This window comes from Tepidiphilus olei, assembly GCF_006980705.1.
Taxonomy (GTDB): domain Bacteria; phylum Pseudomonadota; class Gammaproteobacteria; order Burkholderiales; family Rhodocyclaceae; genus Tepidiphilus; species Tepidiphilus olei.
Genome location: NZ_SBHO01000003.1, coordinates 1 through 22,006, shown reverse-complemented (window position 1 = coordinate 22,006; position 22,006 = coordinate 1). Strand labels below are relative to the sequence as shown.

Below are 22,006 nucleotides of genomic sequence, written 5' to 3'. Positions count from 1 at the left end.
TGTAACGGACGCCCACCCCGAGCCTGTCATGCCGACCCTGCCCGCTCCTTACGCCGAAACCCTCCGTTACAGCCCCTTCCTCGCGCGTCTGCTCGAATCCCGTCCCTGGCTCACGGAACGGCTCGCCGCCACGCTCGACCTCCCCATCGACCGCGAGGCGATGCAGACGTTCCTTGCCGATCCGCCCGGCCCCCTGCCGTTCGACGCCGACGAACGGTTGGAAGCCGCCCTGCGCCGGCTACGCACCCGAGTTCTGGCGCACGTCGCCCTGCGCGATCTCGCCGGCCGCGCCGACCTCGACGAAGTCACCGGCACCATGACCACGCTGGCCGAAGTCGCCCTGGAGACCGCCCACGACCATGCCTTCGAGCGTCTCATCGAACGCCACGGCCGTCCGCTCTCCCCCTCCGGCTGGGAACAGGAACTCCTCGTCGTCGGCATGGGCAAGCTCGGCGGGCGCGAACTCAACGTCTCCTCCGACATCGACCTCGTCTTCCTCTACCCCGAAGACGGCGACACTGCCGGCCCGAAAATCCTCAGCAATTTCGAATTCTTCGAGCGGCTCGGCCGGCGCATCATCCACCTCCTCGGCGCCCCCACCGCCGACGGATTCGTCTTCCGCGTCGACATGCGCCTGCGTCCGCACGGCGACTCCGGACCGCTCGTGTGTTCCTTCGACATGCTCGAAGACTACCTCCTCACCCAGGGGCGGGAATGGGAGCGCTATGCCTGGATCAAGGGGCGGGTGCTGCGCGGCGAGCGCTGGCAGGAACTCGAATCCCTCGTGCGCCCTTTCGTCTTTCGCAAATATCTCGACTACGGCGCGATCGAAGCCATGCGGGCGCTGCATGCCCAGATCCGCCACGAAGTGATGCGGCAGGATCGGCTCGACGACGTCAAGCTCGGCCCCGGTGGCATCCGCGAGATCGAGTTCATCGCCCAGGTGCATCAGCTCATCCGCGGCGGCCGCGATCCCGCACTCCAGATCCGCCCCACGCGCCAGGTCCTGCGTCGGCTCGCCGAACGCGACATCCTGCCCGCCGAGACCGCCGCGGCCCTCGACGAAGCCTACGTTTTCCTGCGCCGCGTCGAGCACCGCCTGCAATACTGGGAAGACGCGCAGACTCACCGTCTGCCGCGCGACGATACCCAGCGCCTGCTGCTCGCCCAAGCCATGGGCCACCCCGACTGGCCCAGCTTCGAGCGCGAATTACGGCGCCACCGTGAGCGCGTCGCCGCCGAATCCACGCACGTATTCGGGCAAGAAGCGCGAAGCACCACCGTAGCCGTACCGGTACTCAGTGCCGCCGTCGACGAACTCGAACACTGTCTGCAAGAACGCGGCTTCGCTCGGCCCCAGGAGCTCGCCCGACGCATCGACGCCTTCCGCACTTCGCCGCGCACCCGGGCGCTCACCGCCGCCGACCGCAACCGGCTCGACGCCCTGCTGCCGCGCGCCATCGACATCGCCGCCACGCACCCCAAACGCGACGAGGTGCTCGAGCGCCTCCTCGAACTCTTCGAGGCCATCGGCCGGCGCAGCGCCTACCTCTCGCTACTGCAGGAATACCCGCAGGCACTGCGGCGCGTGGCCGAGCTCGTCGGCGCGGCGCGCCAGGCCGCCACCTACCTCACGCGCCACCCCATTCTGCTCGACGAAATCCTCGACGAGCGCCACCTCGACGAAGAACCCGACTGGCCCACCTTCGCGCACGAGCTCGAACGCCTGCTCGACGCCCTCGAACCCGATGCCGAACGCCAAATGGACCTGATGCGCGAACACCACCACGCCCAAGCCTTTCGCCTGCTCATGCGCGACCTCGCCGGGCGACTCACCGTGGAGCGCCTCTCGGACCACCTCTCGGCGCTCGCCGACACGCTGCTCGACCTCACCCTGCGCTACGTCTGGCGCAAGCTGCGCCGCCGTCACACCGACACCCCGCGTTTCGCCGTGATCGCCTATGGCAAACTCGGCAGCAAGGAGCTGGGTTACGTCTCCGATCTCGACCTCGTCTACCTCTTCGACGACCCCCACCCCGACGCACTCGAAACCTACACCCGCTACGCCCAGCGCATCAACACCTGGCTCTCCACCCGTACCGCCGCCGGCATCCTCTACGAAGTCGACCTGCGCCTGCGCCCCGACGGCGAGGCCGGACTCCCCGTCACGCCGCTCGAAGGCTTCCACCGCTATCAACGCGAGAAAGCCTGGACCTGGGAACACCAAGCGCTCACCCGAGCCCGCTTCTGCGCCGGCGACCCCGAACTCGGCGCGCGATTCGAAGCCATCCGCCGCGAAATCCTCTGCCTGCCGCGCGATCCAGCCAAGCTCAGGGAAGAAGTGCTCGCCATGCGGCAAAAGATGCGCGACGCCCACCCCTCCCGTCCCGGCCTCTTTCACCTCAAACACGACCCGGGCGGACTCATCGACGTCGAATTTCTCGTGCAATACCTCGTGCTCGCGCACGCCCACGAACACCCCGAACTCACCGCGAACACTGGTAACATCGCCCTGCTACGCTGTGCGGCAGACTTGGGGCTCATCGACGCCACGCTCGCCCGGCAGGTCGCCGACGCCTATCGCGAACTGCGTCGGCTGCAGCACCGCCAACGCCTCGACGAACTTCCGGCCGTCGTCCCCGAAGGCGAAGCCGCGGCCCTGCGCGAGCCCATCATCGCCCTATGGCGGCAAATTTTCACCTGATGCACGAGGAGCAGACATGGCCGTCGAAACCGAACTCAAGCTCGGAATCCGCCGCGGCGATCTGCCGAAGCTGCGCGCCCACCCCCTGCTCGCGACGGCGCGCCACCATCCCCCGGTGCGCGTCGACAGCACCTATTACGACACCGAAGACGAGACCCTCGCGCGCCACGGCATCGCCCTGCGCCTGCGCCGAATGGCCAGACGCACCCTACTCACGGTCAAGACCGCCGCCCCCAGCCGCGGTGGTCTCTCCTCGCGCAATGAATGGGAAGTTCCCTGGCCGGGCGCGTTCGACTTCGCCTTCGTCGAAGACGACGCCGTGCGCGAGCGCCTGGAAAAAGCGAGGGAACGCCTCGAACCGCGCTTTCGCACCCGGTTTCGCCGCGAACTCTGGGAACTCCCCTACGGCGAGGGACACATCGAGATCGCGCTCGACCTCGGCCGGCTGGAAGCCGGAACGGCTCATCTTCCCCTCCACGAGCTCGAACTCGAGGCCTACGACGTCCCCGCCACCGAACTCCTCGCACTCGCCCGCGCATTGGCCCAAGACCTCTCGCTATGGCCCGAAAACCTCAGTAAAGCCGAACGCGCACGCCAGCTCGCCGCCGGCACCTGGGCTGCCCCCGTCAAAGCCACGGAAGTCGAGCTCGACCCCAAGGACGACCCCCTCGCGGCGCTGCGCACGCTCGCCGACGAAGTGCTCGCCCACTGGAGCGGTAACCTGGCGCTGCTGCCCTACCGCCACGACCCCGAATACCTGCACCAGATCCGCGTCGCGCTGCGCCGGCTAAGGGCGCTGCTGCAGATCTTCGAGCCGGTCACCGGCCCTGAATTCGCCAACGAGTGGCGAACCCGACTCGGCGAGCTCGCCACCGAGCTGGGTCAGGCGCGCGACCTCGACGTGCTCCTCGACGAGCTGCTCGCCCCCGCCCTCGAACGCTGCCCCGTCGAACGCGAAGCGCTCGCCGAACTCGCGGCGCGGCTCTCCGGCGAGCGCGACAAACTGCGCCGCCGCAGCGGACGGCTCGACCCCGGCCGCCACGGACGGGTGCTCCTCGACTTCCTCGCCGCGCTCGAGGCGCTGCCCGGCAACGCCCTCATCCGCGCCAGCGACCTGCGTCACTTCGCCCGCGACCGAGTCGCAGCGCTACGCAAGAAAGCCCGCCGGCGGTTCGCCGCCCACCTCGCCGAGCCTTTGCCCGAAACAAAACATCGGCTGCGCATCGCCCTCAAAAAGCTGCGCTATGGACTAGAATTCTTTCAATCCCTGTGGCGAGGCAAAACCACCGCCCGAGCGCTCGTCCGGCTCAAACGGGCCCTCGACGTGCTCGGCCACGCCCAAGATTGGCACGCGGCGCAAGACATGCTCACCCAGCGGCAAAAACGCCACCCCGACGAGCGGCTCGCCGCCGCCGTACTGCTCGCCTGGCACCACGAGCGCATCGCCCGTAACTCTGCCGAGATCCTCGGCAACCTCGAAGACTGGCTCGAAGACGACCTCACCGGATGACCGACATGGACCTGCTGTTGTGGCGCCACGCCGAAGCCCACGACGGGCACGACGATCTCGCCCGCCCCCTCACCGAACACGGACACCGCCAGGCCAAACGCATCGCCCGCTGGCTGGAGCGGCACGCCCCCGAGAATCTGCGCCGCTGCTGCAGCCCCGCGCGCCGCGCCCGTGAAACGCTCGAAGCCTGGACCCGGTCCTACGAACTCCTCCCCGACGCCGCCCCCGGTGCCGCCCCGCTGGCCGTGCTCGCCGCCATCGGCTGGCCCGACCTCGAGCGCCCCACACTCATCGTCGGCCATCAACCCACCCTCGGCGGTATCGCCGCCCTCGTCCTTGCCGGGCAGCAAAGCACGTGGTCGATCCGACGCGGCGCCCTGTGGTGGTTCAAACGCCGCCAGCGTCACGGCCACGCCGAGACGGTGCTGCGCGTCGTGCTCGATCCGGAACTGCTCGACTAAGACGCCATTCGAGGCGAGCGGTACCGACCGGCTCTTTCTTGCCTTGCGGGCCGTACCCTCTGCCGCGCAACGCGTAACCGGCCTCGCACGGTTGCAGATCAAGGAGCCCGTCACCCGAGGCCGAAAACCAGCCGATGCGGACGTTTTCCCCTTGGCCAGAGCGAACATTGCCCATTTTGCTCTCACAGCGCTTACACATCACTCTTCCCAAGCCGCGCCAAGCCCATTACAATCCCCACGCCCGACACCACCCGAGGCACACCGGAGAGGAACGATGAATACGACCAACATGACGCAAGAAACCCTCGAAGACGACGACATCCCCTCGGTGGAGGAGCTGCTGGCCATGCCCGAAGAGGAATACATGTCGCCGCGCCAGCTCAAGTTCTTCAAGCATCTCCTGCTCGAAGAAAAGCGCAAGCTGCTGGAGAAAGCCGCCGAGACCACGCAAGCGCTCCAGCAGGAGAACGAAGTCACACCCGACTGGACCGACCGCGCCACCATCGAGGAAGAGCAGGCGCTCGAGCTGCGCGTGCGCGACCGTGAACGCAAGCTCATGAAGAAGATCGACGAAGCGCTCGAGCGCATCGAGAAAGGCACCTACGGCTGGTGCGAAGAAACCGGCGAGCCGATCGGCCTGCGGCGGCTGCTCGCCCGCCCCACCGCCACCCTCTGCCTCGAAGCGCAGGAACGGCACGAGCGCCTGGAAAAACTGCAAGGCGGCTGAGCCACCGCCTCCTTTCGTTCCCGACCCCCGCCGGAGAGACCGTTGGAGCTATTCCTGCACGACACGCTCACGCAAGACAAACGCCGCTTCGAGCCGCTCGACCCCGCTCGGGTGACGATGTACGTCTGCGGCCCCACGGTCTATAACTACATCCACATCGGCAACGCCCGGCCGGTGGTCGTCTTCGACACCCTCTTCCGCCTGCTGCGGCTCTTCTACCCCCAGGTCGTCTACGCCCGCAACATCACCGACATCGACGACAAGATCAACGCCGCGGCCCAAGCCGAAGGCGTGCCCATCCGGGAACTGGCCGAGCGCTACGCGCGCGCCTTCCACGAAGACGTCGCCCGGCTCAATGCGCTGCCGCCCACGGTCGAGCCCTACGCCACCGACCACATCCCCCAGATCATCGCCCTCATCGAGCGGCTCATCGCGCGGGGCCACGCCTACGTCGCCGAAGGGCACGTACTCTTCCACGTCCCCTCCGACCCCCACTACGGCATCCTCTCCAAGCGCAAACGCGAGGAACTCATCGCCGGCGCGCGCATCGAACCCGCCCCCTACAAGCGCGACCCGGCCGACTTCGTGCTGTGGAAACCCTCCCCGCCCGAACTCCCCGGCTGGGACAGCCCTTGGGGGCGCGGCCGCCCCGGCTGGCACATCGAATGCACCGCCATGATCGAGACCCACCTGGGCGAGACCATCGACATTCACGGCGGCGGGCAGGACCTCATCTTCCCCCACCACGAAAACGAGATCGCCCAAGGCACCTGCGCCCACGGCGGCCTCATCTACGCCCGCTACTGGGTGCACAACGGCTACCTTACGATCCACGGCGAGAAGATGTCCAAGTCGCTGGGCAACTTCCGCACCGTGCGCGAGCTGCTGGCGCACACCCCCGGCGAAGTCTTGCGCTATGCGCTGCTCTCCGGCCACTACCGCAAACCGCTCGACTTCACCCCCGAGCTGCTGGAACAATCGCTGCACGCACTCGACCGGCTCTACACCTCCCTCGCGCTCACCGAATCCGTCCCCGCCGCCCCGCTCGATCCCCTGGCCGCGGCCGAGCGCCTGGAGCTCTCCCCCGAGCGGCGCGCCGCGCTCACTGCTGATGCGCTGCCGCACGGGCTCGGCGCCGCGCCCGAGTTCGTCGCCGCGCTCGCCGACGACCTCAACACCCCCCAAGCGCTGGCGCTTTTACACGAAACCGCCGCGCTGCTGCGCAAAGACCCGAGCCCCGAGCGCAAGCGGGAATTCCTCGCCGCCGCCGAGCTCCTGGGGCTGCTCACCGATACGCCGCAATCCTGGCGTCGGCGTCTGCCCGCCCAAGGGGAAGAAACCCTCAGCGAAGAACGCATCGAAGCGCTGATCGCCGAGCGCGCCGCCGCCCGCCGCGCCCGCGATTTCGCCCGGGCCGACGCCATCCGCGACGAGCTCAAGCGCGCCGGCATCCAGATCGAAGACACCGCGAGCGGCACCACCTGGCGCCGTGCGCTTTCATAGCGCGTTCTATCTATCTATGAGGAGCACCCCCATGTACGAATCCGAACACACCAAGTTCATCCGCGACTGGCTCGCCAAGCACCCCGAGCAGATCGAAGAGCGCCGCAAAGGCCGGGCACTGTGGTGGGACAAACCGCAGGATCCCGAGCTCACGGAACAATTCCGCCGCGCCGAGGTTCCAACGTATCCTTACTACTACGACGCCGACTCCGCCCATCACGCCTGAATTCATGCCCGAAGACGTCGCGACCGCCGCCCCGCTTGCCGAGCGCTACGTCCTCCTCGACCTGGAAACCACCGGCGCGCACCCCGAGCGCGACCGCATCACCGAAATCGCGCTGCTGCGCTTCGAGGGCGGCCGTCTCGTCGAGCGCTGGCAAAGCCTCGTGCGCCCCGACATCCCCATCCCGCCCCTCATCGAGCGGCTCGTGGGCATCACCAACGCCATGGTCGCCGACGCGCCTCCCTTCGAGGTGCTCGCCCCCGAGCTCCTGCCGCGGCTCGCCGACGCCGTACTCGTCGCCCACAACGCCCGCTTCGACTACGGCTTCCTGCGCCAAGCCTTCCGCCGCTGTGGGCTCGCCTTCGAATCCCCCGTGCTTTGCACCGTCAAACTCTCGCGCGCCCTCTACCCCCAATACCACAAACACGGTCTCGACAGCCTGATCGAGCGCCACGGCCTCAGCTGCAACGCCCGCCATCGCGCCATGGGCGACGCCGAAGTACTCGCCCAATTCCTCGACCTCGTGCAGCGCGAGTTTCCTCCAGAAACCCTGCTGCTTGCCAAACGCAAGGCCATGCAATGGCCCAGCCGCCCGCCGGGGCTCGCCGACGGCGTGCTCGAATCCCTGCCGGACGTGCCCGGCGTCTACCTCATGTACGGGGAAAACGACCTGCCGCTCTACCTCGGCAAGAGCAAACGCCTGCGCAGCCGCGTGCTCGACCACTTCTCCCAGGCGCACCACCACGGCACGGAAGCCGAGATCGCCCGCCAGATCCGCCGTCTCGACTGGCTCGAGACCGCCGGCGAGCTCGAAGCGCTACTGCTCGAAGCCGAGCTCGTCAAACGGCTGAAACCCCTCTACAACCGGCAACTGCGCGAACGCGGCGCCTGGGCGATCGAGCCGCTTCCCCAACCCAAGCCGCGCGGCCCCGTGGTCGGCTATCGCAGCCTGGCCGGCACCGATCCGGCCGACTGGCTCGGCCATACCCACGGCCTTTTCCCCGAGCGCAAGCAGGCCGAAAAAGCCCTGCGCCAGATCGCCCGCGCCCACGCCCTCTGCCCCCAGCGCCTGGGGCTGGAACCCCTGCGCCGCGGCCCCTGCCTCGCCCATCAAATGAAGCAATGCCTCGGCGCCTGCGCCGGCAAGGAACCGCCCGAAGTGCACGACGCGCGCCTGCGCGCCGCGCTCGCCACCCTCCCGCCGGCCCCCTGGCCCTACGCCGGCCCGGTACGGCTTACCGAACACGACCCCGAGCGCGAACGCCGCATGACCCTCATCGCCGACCGCTGGTGCCTGCTCGCGCGCTTCGACCACGAACCCACGCCTGCAGAACTCACCGCCGCGCTCGAACGCCCCCGCCGGTTCGACCCCGACCTCTACCGCATCCTGGCGCACGCCTTCGCCACCACGGCCCCGCAGCCGCTCAGCTAGGCGACTCGTTCTTACGTGCCCCCTGCCGCTGCACCGCTTCCAGCCGCTGCAGCGCCTGATCCACCTCGCCGGTGGCCGCCCACAGCTCAACGATCGCCCCCAAGAGCTCGAACGCCGCGCTCACCCACTGCATCTGCGCCCGCGCCACGTCCTGCTCCGCATTCAGCACATCCACGTTGTTGCGCGTGCCCGCCTGCACTCCCTTGCGCGTGGCCACGAGCGCCTGTTCCGCCGAGCGCGTCGCCTGTTCGAGCGCCGTCACTCGCTCCAGGCCGAAGCGCACCCGAGAATACGCATTCGTCGTGGCAGTGACCAACTCTCGCCGGCGCCCATCGAAGCGCGCCTGCGCCTCGTCACGCGCCGCCAGCGCCGCCCGCACCGAAGCGTTCACCCCGCCGCCCGAATACAGTGGAATCGACACCTGCACCGCCACGTTGGTCGACAGATACTCCTCGCCGATCGTCGTCTCCGAATCGCTACGCGCAAAGCGCCGGCTCGCCACCGCGTCCACCGTCGGCAGATGCCCGGCCTTCTCCACTCCCACCCGCTTCAGCGCGGCATCAAGTTGCGACTTGAGCGAAGCCAGCTCCGCATTTTGCAGCAAGGTCCGTTCGACCCACGCCCCCACCGGCTCCTGCAGCACATCACGCGCCACGCCGCGCACTTCGGCAAAGGGCGATAACTCCTCCGGGTTCACTTCCTGCCCGATCAAAGCCGCCAAGTCTTGGCGCCCCGTTTCGATCTGCCCCTGCCAATCGACCACGCTCGCCTGCGCCGCATCCAGGCGTGCCTGCGCCTCCTCGATCTCGATGCGCGTTCCCTGCCCCGTCTCGAAGGCCCGCTGCGCCTGGCGTAGCACCTCGGTGTAGCGCGCCACGTCCTGCTCGGCCACTTTCAGCTGGGTCTTCGCCTCCAGCAGTGCCAGATACGCCCTGGCCACGCGCGAGAGCAGGGTCGCGGTCTCGGCGTCCAACGCCCGGGCGCTCGCCTCCGCCAGGCTCTGCGCCCGCTCCCAGCTGCGCCACTCCGCTGGCCGATACAAAGGCTGGCGCACCTGCAGCGCCCAGTTCTTCGTATCCGGCTCCTCGTAGCGCGATGGATACGGCCCGGACAAATACTTCGTGCGCGTATACTGCTTACCGCGCGCCGCCGCCGCCGACACCTGCGGCAGCAGCCGCGACTTGGCCACATCCACGCCCGCGTCGTCCTGGGCCGCGCGCGAAGCGGCGATCCTCACCCGCGCGTCGTAGTCTTTCGCCATGCGGAAAGCCTCGGCGAAATCCAGCGCCCACGCCGGCATCACGCACGCCCCACCCAGCAAACCCGCCACCAACCAATGCACACGCATCGCTCACTGCTCCGTCAAAGACTGATGCACCCGGCGCAGCAGCGGATCGACCAAATAATGCAGGAAAGTCCGCTCCCCCGTCTTGATCACCACGCTCACCGGCATGCCCGGCTGTAATACCCGATGGCCCAGATCCCCGAGCCCCTGCTCCGTGAGCCGCACCCGCGCCACATAATGCGGCGGCACGTTCGGATCCTTGTCGATGACGAGGTCCGCCGACACCGACACCACCTCCCCTTCCAAGGGGTGCGGCAGCTCCTTGCTGAAATTCTGCAGCATCACGTCGGCCTTCAAACCCGGATACACGTGCTCGATCAGATGCGCCGGCACGCGCACTTCGAACTCCAGCCGCTCGTCGGTCGGGATCAACTCCATCAACGGCTCACCCGGGCGTACCACGCCCCCCACCGTATGCACCGCCAGCGCATTCACGTAGCCATCCACCGGCGCCCGTATTACCGTGCGCGACAGATCCTCGCGCAGCGCCCGGCGCCTCTCGTCGAGCACCGCCACCTGCTTGGCCACCTCCGCCAGCTGGGATTCCACCTCCTTGCGGTACTCCTCGCGCCGCTGCGCCGCCCGCAGACGCGCCTCGTCGGCCTGGCGCAAGGAAAGATCGAGCCGCGCCTGCAGATCCAGCGCCTGCCGCTCCAGCTCCAGGCGCTGCGCCTGCGGCGCATAGCCTTCGGCCGCGAGCGACCGAATCCCCTCGAGCTGCTCCTGCAGCAAGGCGAGCTGGACACGCTTGGAGGCCGCATCCTGGCTATAGGTGCGCACCTGCTCCTCGAACACCCGCAAATCGCTCGCCAGGGCCGAGCGCCGCGCCGCGAACAGATCGCGTTGCAAGGCCATCTGCCGCGCCGCCTCCGGCTCCGTCTTCGCCGCCTCGATCAGCTCCAGGGGAAAATGGATCTCGCGCGCGTCGGCCCGCTCCGCCTCCAGCCGCGCCTTCATCGCCAGCAGCGACAGATACTCCTTGTTCACGCTCTCGTACTGGGCCGAGGCGGTCGTCTCATCGAGCACCACCAAAGGCTCTCCCGCCCGCACAAGCTGCATGTCGCGCACCAGGATCTCCTTCACGATCCCGCCGGTGAGATGCGCCACCGTCTTGCGCTTGGATTCGACGATGGTCACCCCCTGCGCCGGCACCCCGGCATCGAGCGGCGCAAAAGCCGCCCAGGCGAAGAACCCCCCCACCAAGAGCACCAGAATCCACACGCCCACGCGCAAAAAGCGCTTCGCCTCGTGCGGCAAATGCTCCTCGGCCACTGCCACCGGCGAGATCGCCCCGTCGATCGTCAGATCCCTGCCCGCCGGCCCCGTCAACAACTTCTCGTCACTCATCACCACTCATCCCTGATCCTGCATCCATTCGTGAAGAAATTCCCGTACTTTACGCCGGGGCCACCGCCTGTCCGCCTTGGGCTTGCGCCGCCTGCGCCTGCTGCGCCGCGCGCTGCAGCGCCGCCAGCACCTCGTCGCGCGGCCCATACGCCTGCACCGCCCCATCGCGCATCACCAGCAGCCGATCCACCGCCGCGAGCACGCTGGTGCGGTGCGTGATCACCACCACCGTCTTGCCCTGCGCCTTGAGCCGCAGCAGCGCCTGCACCAGCGCCGCCTCGCCCACGTCGTCCAGGTTCGAGTTCGGCTCGTCGAGCACGATCAAGCGCACGTCGCCATACAAAGCCCGCGCCAGCGCCACCCGCTGGCGCTGCCCGCCCGAGAGCACCGCCCCCCCAGGGCCAATGGGCGTGTCGTAGCCCTGCGGAAAACGCAGGATCATCTCGTGCACCCCGGCCGCCTGCGCCGCCGCTACCACCAGCGGCGCCTCGATCGCGCCGAAGCGCGCGATGTTCTCTGCGATCGTCCCATCGAAGAGCTCGATGTCCTGCGGCAGATACCCCAAATACGGCCCCAGCTCCGCCTTGTCCCAGGAGGAGACGTCCGCCCCGTCGAGCCGTACTTTCCCCACCTGCGGCGTCCACACCCCCACGAGCGCCCGCGCGAGCGAAGATTTCCCCGAGCCGCTGGGCCCGATCACCCCCACGATGCTGCCCGCGGGAATGGCGAAACTCACCCCCCGCAACACCGGCACCGTTCCGCCCGGCGGCGTGAGCACCACCCCCTCCACCACCACTTCGCCTTTGGGCGCGGGCAGCGACATGCGCGGCGGCCGCGCCGGGAAAGCCGCCAGCAGCTGCCCCAGCCGCTCATAGGCCAGACGCGCCTGCACGAACCCTTTCCAGTTCGCGATCAGCTGATCGATCGGCGCGAGCGCCCGCCCCATCAGGATCGAACCCACGATCATCCCCCCGGGCGAGAGCTGGTTACGGATCGCCAGCCACGCCCCCAACCCCAGGATCAAGGATTGTGAAGTGATGCGGATGAACTTCGTCACCGAAGAGATCAAACCCGCCCGGTCGCTCGCCACCGCCTGCAGCACCAGATGCTGCACGTGCTTCTTCTTCCAACGATCGCGCAACGCCGGCAGCATCCCCAACGCCTCCACCACCTCGGCGTTGGCGAGGTTGTTATGGGCGAAGTTCGTCGCCTCGTTGGCGTACTTGTTCGCCTCCGCCAGGGGCTTCTGCGTCGCCACTTCCGTGACCACCGTCAGCACCACCAGGATGAGCGCCGCCCCCACCGAGAACCACCCGATCACCGGATGCAAGATGAAACACACCGCCAGATAGATCGGAAACCACGGCGCGTCGAAGAACACGAACGGGCCGTTCCCCGTCATGAACTGGCGCAGCTGCGTCAGATCCGTGAGCGCCTGGCGCGCGTTCCCCCCGCGGCGCAGCGTCGCCTCGAAGGCCGAATCGAACACCCGGTCGTTCAGCTTCGCCTCCATCGCCGCCCCCACGCGCACCAGCACGCGCGAGCGCACGAACTCGATCGCCGCCATCACCAGGAAAAGCGCCACCACCAGCAGGGTGAGCATCAGCAAGGTCATCTCGTTGCGGCTATTGAGCACCCGATCGTAGACCTGCAGCATGTACAGCGGCGCCGTGAGCTGCAGCAGGTTGATCACGAAGGAAAACGCCCCGATCCCCCAGAAATACTGCTTCATCGAGCCCAACAACGCCCGCAATTCCTCGAACTGCGGCTTTCCTTTTCTATTTGCCATCACCGATCCCACGCACGAAAACCACTCACCCGGCCACCACATCGGCCGGCGCCAAAGAATCCACCATCACCCCCGAGCGCTGCGCCACCATTTCCGCCGGCAGCTCCGGCGCCTTCTCCTCCAGATAGAACGAGAGCACGAACCGCCCCTCCCGCCCCTGCAGCACTGCCTCCTTCACCGTGGCCGCGCGCAGCGCCGCCAGCCCTTCGGGCGAAATCGACAGATCGAAGTGCAAGCGCCCGTCGAGCGTGAACATCGACACCCGCTCCCCGCGCAAACTCAAGGTATGGCGGTCGAAAAAAACGGGCGCCGTCGGCGCGAAGCGCACGATCGGCACCCCCTTCGCCTGCGGCGCGAGCCGCGCCTGCACCTCCTGCGCCTTGCGAAAGGCCCGCGCCGCCGCGTAGATCGCGTTGCACGCCAGCTGCGAACCCAGCGCCGGAAAGCGCTCGCGCACCGTGGCATAGCACAGATGATGCAGCGCCACCCGCGCCGTCACCCCCGCCTCGCGCCCCATCGCCGCCACCAGGTTGCACGCCTCGGCGAACACCCGCTGCAGCTCAGTGAGGAAGGCCGCCTGGGGCGCGGAGAGCGAAAGCGGAACGTTTAAAATCTTCATATATGAAATTATCCCCCGAACGATCGACTCCGTCAATCCTCCCCTCACGGTCTCCCTTCACGCCCCACATCCTGTCGCGGGCGCACGACCTCGGCGTACAAGGCAGCATACGCCGCCCCCAGCGCCTCACCCGAGAAAATCTCCTCGTAGCGCCGCCGTGCCCCCTGCCCCAAGCGTTGCGCCAAACCCTCGTCCCGGAGCAGCCGCGCGAGCGCCGCATGCAGCGCCGCCGCGTTGCCGGGCGGCGCCACCAGCCCCGTCTCCCCGGCCACATTCACGAACGTCGTCCCCGTGCCGATCTCGCAGCTCACCAACGGCTTGCCGCACATCGCCCCCTCCACCAGCACCATGCCGAACGCCTCCGAGCGCAGCGGCGAGGGCAGCACCACCAGGCGGCACGCCCGCAGCAGCGCCGCCTTTTCCGCATCGCTCACCCGCCCCGCAAACACCACGTTCTCCAACCCCAGCGCTTCCGCACGCGCGCGTAGGGTCGCACCCTCCGGCCCCTCCCCGGCGATCACCACTCGCCCCGGCAAGCCCCGCGCCGCCTCGAGCAGCGTCTCCAGCCCCTTGTAATAGCGCAGCCCGCCCACGAAGAGCGCAAAAGGCTCCTCCGGCCGCAAACCCAAGCGATCCAGGATCCCCTCATCCCCCTGCGCCAGGCTCGCCTCGTCCATCCCCAAAGGAATCACCCGCACTTTGTCCCGCACGCGCTCGTCCTGCAACACGGCGCTCGTGGCCGCATAGGGCGGCGACGTCGCCACCACCGCTCGCGCCCGCGCAAACGTGCGCCACATCAAAGGCGCATAAAACCGCGCCAGCAACTGCTGGCGCACCACATCCGAATGGTACGTCACCACCACCGGCGCCCTGGGGCGCACCGCCGCCAGCAGCACGTCGGCAAACGGCCAAGGGAAATGCAGATGGATCAAGTCGGCCTGCGCCGCCAGCCGCGCGAACTGCCGCAGCGCCGCCACGCCCCCCAGATCGCACGAGGCCGGCGCCGCCCACGAGCGCGCCCGCACCACTCGCCCTTCGGGCCGCTCCAGCACCGCCGGCCGCGGCCGCGGCGAGAGCGTAAAGAGCGTCGTCTCCACCCCCTGCGGGCGCACCGCCAGCGCGATCTGGCGCATCACCTCCTCGATCCCGCCGCGGGTATCCGGATAATAGGTGCGATACACCTGCAACACCCGCACGCTCACGCCCCCGAGCCCCGGCGCGCCGCCCGCGCCTCCTCGAACACCCGCACCATCGCACGCGCCGCCGCCTCCCAGGTAAACGCCTGCGCCCGCACCCGCCCCGCCGCCCCCAGCCGCGCGCGCAGCCCCGCATCCCCCAGTAATCGCCCCAACCCCGCCGCGATCGACCCCACGTCGTGCGGATCGACCAACACCCCCGCCTCGCCCGCCACCTCCGGCATCGAAGCCACGTTCGCCGTCAACACCGGCACCCCGAAGCGCATCGCCTCCAGCAGCGGCAGCCCGAAACCCTCGTAGAGCGAGGGCATCGCCAACACCGCCGCCTGCGCCTGCAGCGCCTCCAGCGCCTCGTCCGGCACGTACCCCAGCACCCGCACCCCCGGCGCCACGCCCAGCTCCTCGGCCCAGCGCTGCACCGCCACCCCGCCCCAACCGGCCCCGCCCGCGATCACCAAAGGAAACTCCGCCCGCAGCGCTTCGGGCAGCCGTGCATACGCCTCGAGCAACCGCCGCAGATTCTTGCGCGGCTCCAAGGTCCCCACGAACAGCACATAGCCCCCCGGACGCAGCCCCTGCGCCGCCAGTTCCGCCGGCAGCGGCCACACCGGCGCCGGCGCCACCCCCGGAGACACCACCCGAACCTTCCCCGCCGCCTCCGGAAAAGCCGCCACCACGTCCCGCGCCGTATGCTCCGACACCACCGCCACCCGATCCGCCGCCCGCACCGCCGCCGGCATCCCCCACCAATCCAGCCACCGGTTCACGCGCGCCATCGTCTCCGGCGCATGGCGCCACACCAGATCATGCACCGTCACCACCCGCGCCATCCCCGCCGGCAAGCCCGGCGGCAAACGATGCCCCGGCCCCCAAAACACCTCCACTCCATCGCGCGCCGCCCGCCGCGGCAATTCCCACGCCCACCAGGCCAAGCGCCCCGCCCGCCTCCGCGCCTGCCCCATGTCCACCGCAGCCCTCGCCACGGCCGCCGCCCCCCATTGCGGCCCCGGCACATACACCCGCAGCTCCACCCCCTCGTCCGCCAAGGCCCGCACCAGCCCGAGCGTATAGCGCCCGATTCCCGCCAACGGCGCGCGCAGCGAACGGCCATCCACGCCGATGCGCACGCCGCTCACCCCTCCTCCCAACGCACCGCCACCGGCAAGCACGCCGTCCCCACGAAAGTCGGCCGATCGGCATTGACCACCTCGAAGACCACCGCATGGTCCCACCAATCATAATTCCCGCTCACGTGCGTATCCCCCCGATGCAAGGCCACCGTCACCGAATAGCTCCCCACCCCCACGTTCGCCTCCAGCGCAAAGCACACCCGCAACCGCGCTCCGGGCGCCAGATCGCGCCGCACGGCCCCCAGATGAAAGGTATTGGTCCCAAACACCGGCAGCCCCATCCGATCCCGGATCATGAACCCCGCTACCAGCTCGGGAACCGCCTCCTGGCACGCGATCTCCACCTCAAGCCGCACCGCCTGCCCCACCCGCACCACCGCCAGAGCCCGCCCCGCCTCGTCGAGCAAACGCACCGCCTCGATCTTCGCCTCGCCCGAGCCCGAACGCGTGCGCACCCGCCCATCGGCCAAAGGCTCCTGCACCACCCCGGTTCCCCGATCCGCGATGCGCGCGTTGTAGAAATCCATCACCGACTCCGGCGCCCCCTCCATGGCCACCCGCCCACCTTCGAGCAGAATCGCCCGGTCGCACAAACGCAAAATCGAAGCCTTGTCGTGACTCACGAACAGCAAGGTCGTCCCTTGCGCACGAAATTCCAGGATCCGGTCGAAGCTCTTGTGCTGAAAATACGCATCCCCCACCGACAACGCCTCATCCACGATCAGCACGTCCGGCCGCACGACGGTCGCCACCGCAAAGGCCAAGCGCACCTGCATCCCGCTCGAATACACCCGCACCGGCTCGTCGAAATACTCTCCGATCTCCGCGAACGCCTCGATCTGCGGCAAGAGCGCCCGCACCTGCTCCGCCGACAACCCCAGCAGCTGCCCCGCCAGCAGCGCGTTCTGCCGCCCCGTGAAGTCGGGATGGAACCCCAGCCCCAGCTCCAGCAGTGCCGCCACCCGCCCCTGCAAACGCACCACCCCCCGCGTCGGCTCGGCCACCCCCGCGATCAGCTTCAAGAGCGTGCTCTTGCCCGCCCCATTCAGCCCCACGAGCCCCACCGCCTCACCCGGCTGCACGGTGAAACTCACCTCCTCCAGCACCCAATGCAAACGATGCCGTGGCCGGCTCCAGGGGTCCACCCACTCCGCCAAGCGCGCCCACGGGTTCGGATACTTCTTGTAGGCCTTGCCAAGCCCCACCACCTCGATCGCCGCCATCACAGCTCATCCACCATTTCGCCCGCGTGCACCCGGAACAAGCGCCAGCCCAGCAGGCACAACACGATAGCCAGCAAGGCCACCGCCCCCACCCCTTTCCATTCTGGCCAAGCCCCCTCCACCAGAATGCGCTGATACGCCCCCACCAGCTGCGCCATCGGATTCCAGCACATCCACGGCTGCACCCACTGCGGCAAAATGGAAGCCGGATACACGATCGGCGTGAGCCAGAACCAGAACTGCAACACCACCGCATAAAAAGGCCCCACGTCGCGGAAAAACACGTTCAACACCCCCAGCGTCACTCCCAGACCCACCGCCAGCAGTACCTCCACCGCCAGCACCGGCAGCAGCGCCACGAAAGCCCACCCCGGGAATGCCCCCACCAGTATCAGGAAAGCCGTAAAAAGCCCGAAGATGATGACAAAATTCACCACCGCGCTCGCCACCACGATCACCGGCAGGCACAAGCGCGGAAAGCTCACCTTCTTGAGCAGATTCGCCTGCTCTAGGAACACGTTCTGCGCCCGCCCCGTAATCTCCGCGAACAACCCCCAGGTCAGCACCCCCGCGCACAAGTAGATGCTATAGGCAAAGTCCCCGCTCACGCCCGGCAGCCGCGAGTGCATCACCCGCGAAAACACCACTGTATAGATTACGATCATCGCCAGCGGCTGCAATACCGCCCAGCTCGCTCCCAACAACGAATGCCGATAGCGCGCGTCGAACTCCCGCCGCACACTCCCCCACACGAACCCCCGGTACGCCCACAAAGCCCGCCACATCGGCACCCATGCCTCCGCATCCAAAATCCCGTATTATAACCCCCCCCTCCGTGGCGCGATTGACAACCCCCACCCCCTTCACTACCATACCCCCTTCCCCAGAAACGATTCATCATACCGCTCCTCATGACCGCCCCCCTGGATCTCGACGCCCTGCTCGAGCGCCTGCGCCGCGAAGCCGCGGCGCTGCCTGCCGACGACCTCCCCGACCCGCTCCCCCTCGACACCACTCCCCCCGAGCCCGTACCCGCACTCCCCCTCTCCCCAGTCGCCCTGCTCGCCCTCCCCCCTGCCGATTTCCTCCCCGCTGCCTACCGCCAACTGCTCGGGCGCGACCCTGACTCCTCGGGCCAAGCCACCTACCAAAACCTCCTCGCTCAAGGGCACGCCCGTAGCGAAATCCTCTATGCGCTCGCCCACTCCCCCGAAGGCCGAGCTCGCGGCGCCCGCCTCCCCGGCCTCAGCTGGCGCGCCCTCCTGTGCCGCTGGTCCCTCGCCACCCGTCGCTACCGCCCCTCCCGCCTCCGTGCAGCGCTCTTGGCAGGCCGCGGCGGGGCGATCGGAGCGATCTACCGCCGCCTTCCCTCCTCCCTGCAACACGCCGCGCTCGCCCCTTTTTACCTCGCCGCCCTCCCCTCGCGCTGGCTACGTCGATGGGAAACCCGCTGCAGTGAACCTCTCGCCTCCCTCTTATCGCTCCTCGAAGCCCAAAAGCACCGCACCGACGGACTCGAAGCACTCCTGCACGGCCATCTCGACCGCACCCGTGCCCGGCTCGACCATCTCGAAGCCCAATCGATCCGCCATACCGAGCAGCTCCAGCACCTCGACGCCCAATCGATCCGCCACACCGAACAGCTCCAGCACCTCGAAGCCCAATCGATCCACCACACCGAACAGCTCGAGCGCCACACCGCCGCCCTGCGCCACCGTCTCGCCCGGCTGGAGCACGCCCCCCTGCTCGAGCGCCCCACCGCCCCGCCCCCTCCCGAGCCCGGGCAGGACCAGCTCAACGCCTTCTACCTCGCCTTCGAAGACGCCTGCCGCGGCAGCGAAGCCGAGATCCGCGCCACCCAGCGCCTCTACCTCGAACACCTCGCCCACAGCCCCGCCGCCCAAGGGCTCCCCGTGCTCGACCTCGGCTGCGGCCGCGGCGAATGGCTCGCCCTTCTCACCGAAGCCGGCTACGCCGCCCGCGGCATCGACCTCAACCCCCTCATGCTCGAACGCGCCCGCGCCCAAGGGCTCGACGTCGCCTGCCAGGATGCGCTGGCCGCCCTCGCCGCCCAGCCCGACGCCAGCCTCGGCGCCGTCACCGCCTTCCACCTCGTCGAACACCTCCCCTTCCCCACCCTCTACCGCCTCTTCGCCGAAATCGCCCGCACCCTCGCCCCCGGCGGGCTCCTCATCGCCGAGACCCCCAACCCCGAAAACCTCCTCGTCGGCAGCCACACCTTCTACCACGACCCCACCCACCGCAACCCCGTCACCCCCACTTTCCTCCGCTTCCTCGCCCACTACCACGGCTTCACCCGCATCGACATCCTACGCCTGCACCCCTACCCCGAAAGCGCCAAGGTCCCCGGCAACGACCCCCTCACCGAGCGCGTCAACGGCCACCTCTGCGGCCCCCAAGACTACGCCCTCATTGCCCAACGCCCCCTCGACGCATGAACCTCCTCGTCACCGCCAACCACGCCCCCTTCCTCCAAGGCGGCGCCGAAGCCCATCTCGCCGGCCTCCTCGCCGCCCTGCGCGCCCGCGGCCACCAGGTCGAAGCCCTGCGCCTACCCTTCACCTTCGACCCCCCCGCCGCCATCGAACGCCTCATGGCCTTCACCGCCGGGCTCGACCTCACCGCCCCCAACGGCCAACGCATCGACCGCCTCATCAGCCTACAATTCCCCGGCTACGGCATCACCCACCCCCACCACGTCGTCTGGCTCATGCACCAACACCGCGCCGTCTACGAACTCTACCCCGCCGATCCCCCTCCCGAGCTCCAGCGCCTGCGCACCGCCATCCACGCCTACGACACCGCCGCCCTCGCCCGCGCCCATGCCCGCTTCGCCAACTCCCGCCGCGTCGCCGAACGCCTGCGCCACTACAACGGGCTCGACGCCGAACCCCTCTACCACCCCCCGCCTGGCGCAGAACACTTCTACACCGCCCCAGCCGAAGCATACCTTTACGCCCCCAGCCGCCTTGAGCGGCTCAAGCGCCAAGACCTCCTCATCGAAGCCATGCGCCACGTCCGCTCCCCCATCGCCCTGCTCCTGAGTGGCGACGGCGGCCAGGCCGACACCTACCGCCGCCTCATCGAACGCCACGGCCTGCAGCACCGCGTGCGCCTGCTCGGCCGTATCGACGAACGCCTCAAGCGCACCCTCTACGCCCACGCCCTCGCCGTCGCCTTCGTCCCCTTCGACGAAGACCTCGGCTACGTCACGCTCGAAGCCATGCTCGCCGCCAAACCCGTACTCACCTGCACCGACTCCGGCGGTCCCCTCGAATTCGTACGCCACGAAGACACCGGCTTCATCTGCCCGCCCGAGCCCACCCTGCTCGCCGAGCGCATCGACTGGCTCTACGCCCACCGGCCCCAAGCCGCCGCCATGGGACGCGCCGGCCGCGCCCACTGGGAAACCCTCGGCATCAGCTGGACCCGCGTCATCGACCGACTGCTCTCCGTCTAACCCTGCACTTCCGGAATCCACGATTATGCGCATCGCCCTCGTCGCCCCCTCCCCCGTCCCCTTCGTCATCGGCGGCGCCGAAAAACTCTGGTGGGGACTACAAAACGCCATCCACCGCCTCACCCCCCACCTGTGCGAACTCATCAAGCTCCCCAGCCCCGAGCGCAACTTCTGGGAAATCCTCGACAGCTACCGGCGCTTCGCCCAACTCGACCTAACCCACTTCGACCGCATCATCACCACCAAATACCCCGCCTGGATGGTCCACCACCCCGAACACATCCTCTACCTTCAGCACACCCTGCGCGGCCTCTACGACACCTACCCCGCCACCCTCCCGCGCCAACTTACCAAAACCGACGCCCCCGCCCCCGTGCGCCGCATCCTCCGGCTCCTGCGCGCCCCCCAGCTCGACCGCGCCGCGCTCCCCGACCTCTTCGGCGCGCTCGACGAGCTGCGCCACCTCGACCTCCCACCCGAACTCCTCGCCCTCCCCGGCCCCTTCCTGCGCGAAATCGTGCACACGCTCGACCGCATCGCCCTCGCCCCGCGCGAAATCCGCGCCTACCACGCCATCTCCCGCACCGTCGCCCAACGCCCCGACTACTTCCCCCCCGGCGTGCCCATCACCATCCTCCCCCACCCCTCCGACCTCCCCCGCTACGAACACGGCCCCGGCGAGACCATCTTCACCGTCAGCCGCCTCGTGCGCGCCAAGCGGCTCGACCTCCTCATCACCGCCTACCGCGAAGCCGACGTCCCCGTCCCCCTCGAAATCGCCGGCACCGGCCCCGAAGAAGACCGCCTGCGCCGGCTCGCCGGCGACGACCCCCGCATCCGCTTCCTCGGCCGCCTCACCGACGACGACATCATCGCCCACTACGCCCGCGCCCTCTTCGTCCCCTTCATTCCCGAAGACGAAGACATGGGCCTCATCACCCTCGAAGCCATGCGCTCCGGCAAACCCGTCCTCACCGTCACCGATGCCGGCGGCCCCACCGAATTCATCGAGCACGGCCACACCGGCCTCGTCGTCGAACCCACCGTCCCGGCGCTCGCCCGCGCCATCCGCCGGCTCGTCGCCGACCCCGAACGCACCGCCGCCATGGGCCAGGCCGCCCTCGAACGCGCCCGCCCCATCGACTGGCCCGCCGTCGTCACCCCCCTCACCGCCCCCCTCCCCCCCCGCCCCCGCCGCCGCCCCCGCGGCCTCATCCTCAACACCTTCCCCGCCTGGCCCCCCACGAGCGGCGGCCGCCAGCGCCTCTACCACCTCTACCGCCACCTCGCCGCCTACGCCGACCTCCACCACCTCT

General features: G+C 68.7%; 18 protein-coding genes. 10 read left to right on the top strand and 8 right to left on the bottom strand.

Annotation, left to right across the window (positions count from 1 at the left end; translation table 11 throughout):
* The first annotated feature begins 28 nt into the window (after positions 1-28).
* From glnE to EPD80_RS04825, 7 genes are all read left to right on the top strand, one after another.
* Complete coding sequence (gene glnE, locus EPD80_RS04855; RefSeq protein WP_142809918.1) at positions 29-2,704, top strand: bifunctional [glutamate--ammonia ligase]-adenylyl-L-tyrosine phosphorylase/[glutamate--ammonia-ligase] adenylyltransferase; 2,676 nt, start codon at positions 29-31, stop codon at positions 2,702-2,704.
* A 16-nt stretch (positions 2,705-2,720) separates the two neighbouring features.
* On the top strand, positions 2,721-4,214 hold the full coding sequence (locus tag EPD80_RS04850) for a CYTH and CHAD domain-containing protein (RefSeq protein ID WP_142809916.1): 1,494 nt from the start codon (positions 2,721-2,723) through the stop codon (positions 4,212-4,214).
* Positions 4,211-4,675: a SixA phosphatase family protein gene (locus EPD80_RS04845; RefSeq protein WP_221928850.1), complete on the top strand. Its 465-nt coding sequence runs from the start codon at positions 4,211-4,213 to the stop codon at positions 4,673-4,675. The genes EPD80_RS04850 and EPD80_RS04845 overlap by 4 nt, the downstream gene beginning before the upstream one ends.
* A gap of 274 nt (positions 4,676-4,949) precedes the next feature.
* Positions 4,950-5,402 (top strand): RNA polymerase-binding protein DksA, encoded by a 453-nt coding sequence (gene dksA, locus EPD80_RS04840; RefSeq protein ID WP_142809914.1) that lies wholly within the window; start codon positions 4,950-4,952, stop codon positions 5,400-5,402.
* A 42-nt stretch (positions 5,403-5,444) separates the two neighbouring features.
* Positions 5,445-6,905, top strand: a complete 1,461-nt coding sequence (gene cysS / locus EPD80_RS04835; RefSeq protein ID WP_142809912.1) for a cysteine--tRNA ligase — start codon at positions 5,445-5,447, stop codon at positions 6,903-6,905.
* A 31-nt stretch (positions 6,906-6,936) separates the two neighbouring features.
* Entirely contained in the window at positions 6,937-7,131 is a 195-nt protein-coding gene (locus tag EPD80_RS04830) for a DUF3460 family protein (protein WP_142803741.1), read from the top strand.
* A gap of 4 nt (positions 7,132-7,135) precedes the next feature.
* Positions 7,136-8,560: an exonuclease domain-containing protein gene (locus EPD80_RS04825; protein ID WP_142809910.1), complete on the top strand. Its 1,425-nt coding sequence runs from the start codon at positions 7,136-7,138 to the stop codon at positions 8,558-8,560.
* Here the strand turns inward: EPD80_RS04825 and EPD80_RS04820 are convergent.
* The 8 genes from EPD80_RS04820 to EPD80_RS04785 are packed head-to-tail and all read right to left on the bottom strand — an operon-like array spanning position 8,553 to position 17,994.
* On the bottom strand, positions 8,553-9,908 hold the full coding sequence (locus EPD80_RS04820) for a TolC family outer membrane protein (RefSeq protein WP_142809908.1): 1,356 nt from the start codon (positions 9,906-9,908) through the stop codon (positions 8,553-8,555). The genes EPD80_RS04825 and EPD80_RS04820 overlap by 8 nt on opposite strands.
* A 3-nt stretch (positions 9,909-9,911) precedes the next feature.
* Positions 9,912-11,252: an HlyD family type I secretion periplasmic adaptor subunit gene (locus tag EPD80_RS04815; RefSeq protein WP_142809906.1), complete on the bottom strand. Its 1,341-nt coding sequence runs from the start codon at positions 11,250-11,252 to the stop codon at positions 9,912-9,914.
* A 49-nt stretch (positions 11,253-11,301) separates the two neighbouring features.
* On the bottom strand, positions 11,302-13,041 hold the full coding sequence (locus tag EPD80_RS04810) for a type I secretion system permease/ATPase (RefSeq protein WP_142809904.1): 1,740 nt from the start codon (positions 13,039-13,041) through the stop codon (positions 11,302-11,304).
* Between the two features lie 25 nt (positions 13,042-13,066).
* Complete coding sequence (locus EPD80_RS04805) at positions 13,067-13,660, bottom strand: hypothetical protein (RefSeq protein ID WP_142809902.1); 594 nt, start codon at positions 13,658-13,660, stop codon at positions 13,067-13,069.
* Between the two features lie 44 nt (positions 13,661-13,704).
* Positions 13,705-14,862 carry a glycosyltransferase gene (locus tag EPD80_RS04800; protein ID WP_221928849.1) on the bottom strand — a complete coding sequence of 386 codons (1,158 nt, stop codon included), beginning with the start codon at positions 14,860-14,862 and terminating at the stop codon, positions 13,705-13,707.
* Positions 14,859-15,992: a glycosyltransferase family 4 protein gene (locus EPD80_RS04795; RefSeq protein WP_142809900.1), complete on the bottom strand. Its 1,134-nt coding sequence runs from the start codon at positions 15,990-15,992 to the stop codon at positions 14,859-14,861. The genes EPD80_RS04800 and EPD80_RS04795 overlap by 4 nt, the downstream gene beginning before the upstream one ends.
* Positions 15,989-17,209: an ABC transporter ATP-binding protein gene (locus EPD80_RS04790; RefSeq protein WP_142809898.1), complete on the bottom strand. Its 1,221-nt coding sequence runs from the start codon at positions 17,207-17,209 to the stop codon at positions 15,989-15,991. The genes EPD80_RS04795 and EPD80_RS04790 overlap by 4 nt, the downstream gene beginning before the upstream one ends.
* Positions 17,209-17,994, bottom strand: a complete 786-nt coding sequence (locus EPD80_RS04785) for an ABC transporter permease (protein ID WP_142810152.1) — start codon at positions 17,992-17,994, stop codon at positions 17,209-17,211. The genes EPD80_RS04790 and EPD80_RS04785 overlap by 1 nt, the downstream gene beginning before the upstream one ends.
* A gap of 126 nt (positions 17,995-18,120) precedes the next feature.
* Between EPD80_RS04785 and EPD80_RS04780 the strand changes: the two genes are divergently transcribed.
* The 3 genes from EPD80_RS04780 to EPD80_RS04770 form a co-directional block, all read left to right on the top strand.
* Positions 18,121-19,668 carry a methyltransferase domain-containing protein gene (locus EPD80_RS04780; protein ID WP_142809896.1) on the top strand — a complete coding sequence of 516 codons (1,548 nt, stop codon included), beginning with the start codon at positions 18,121-18,123 and terminating at the stop codon, positions 19,666-19,668.
* Complete coding sequence (locus tag EPD80_RS04775) at positions 19,665-20,690, top strand: glycosyltransferase (RefSeq protein ID WP_142809894.1); 1,026 nt, start codon at positions 19,665-19,667, stop codon at positions 20,688-20,690. Before EPD80_RS04780 ends, EPD80_RS04775 begins: the two co-directional genes overlap by 4 nt.
* 25 nt (positions 20,691-20,715) lie before the next feature.
* Positions 20,716-22,006: glycosyltransferase family 4 protein (locus EPD80_RS04770; RefSeq protein WP_142809892.1), on the top strand; the 1,291-nt coding region annotated here is incomplete at its 3' end.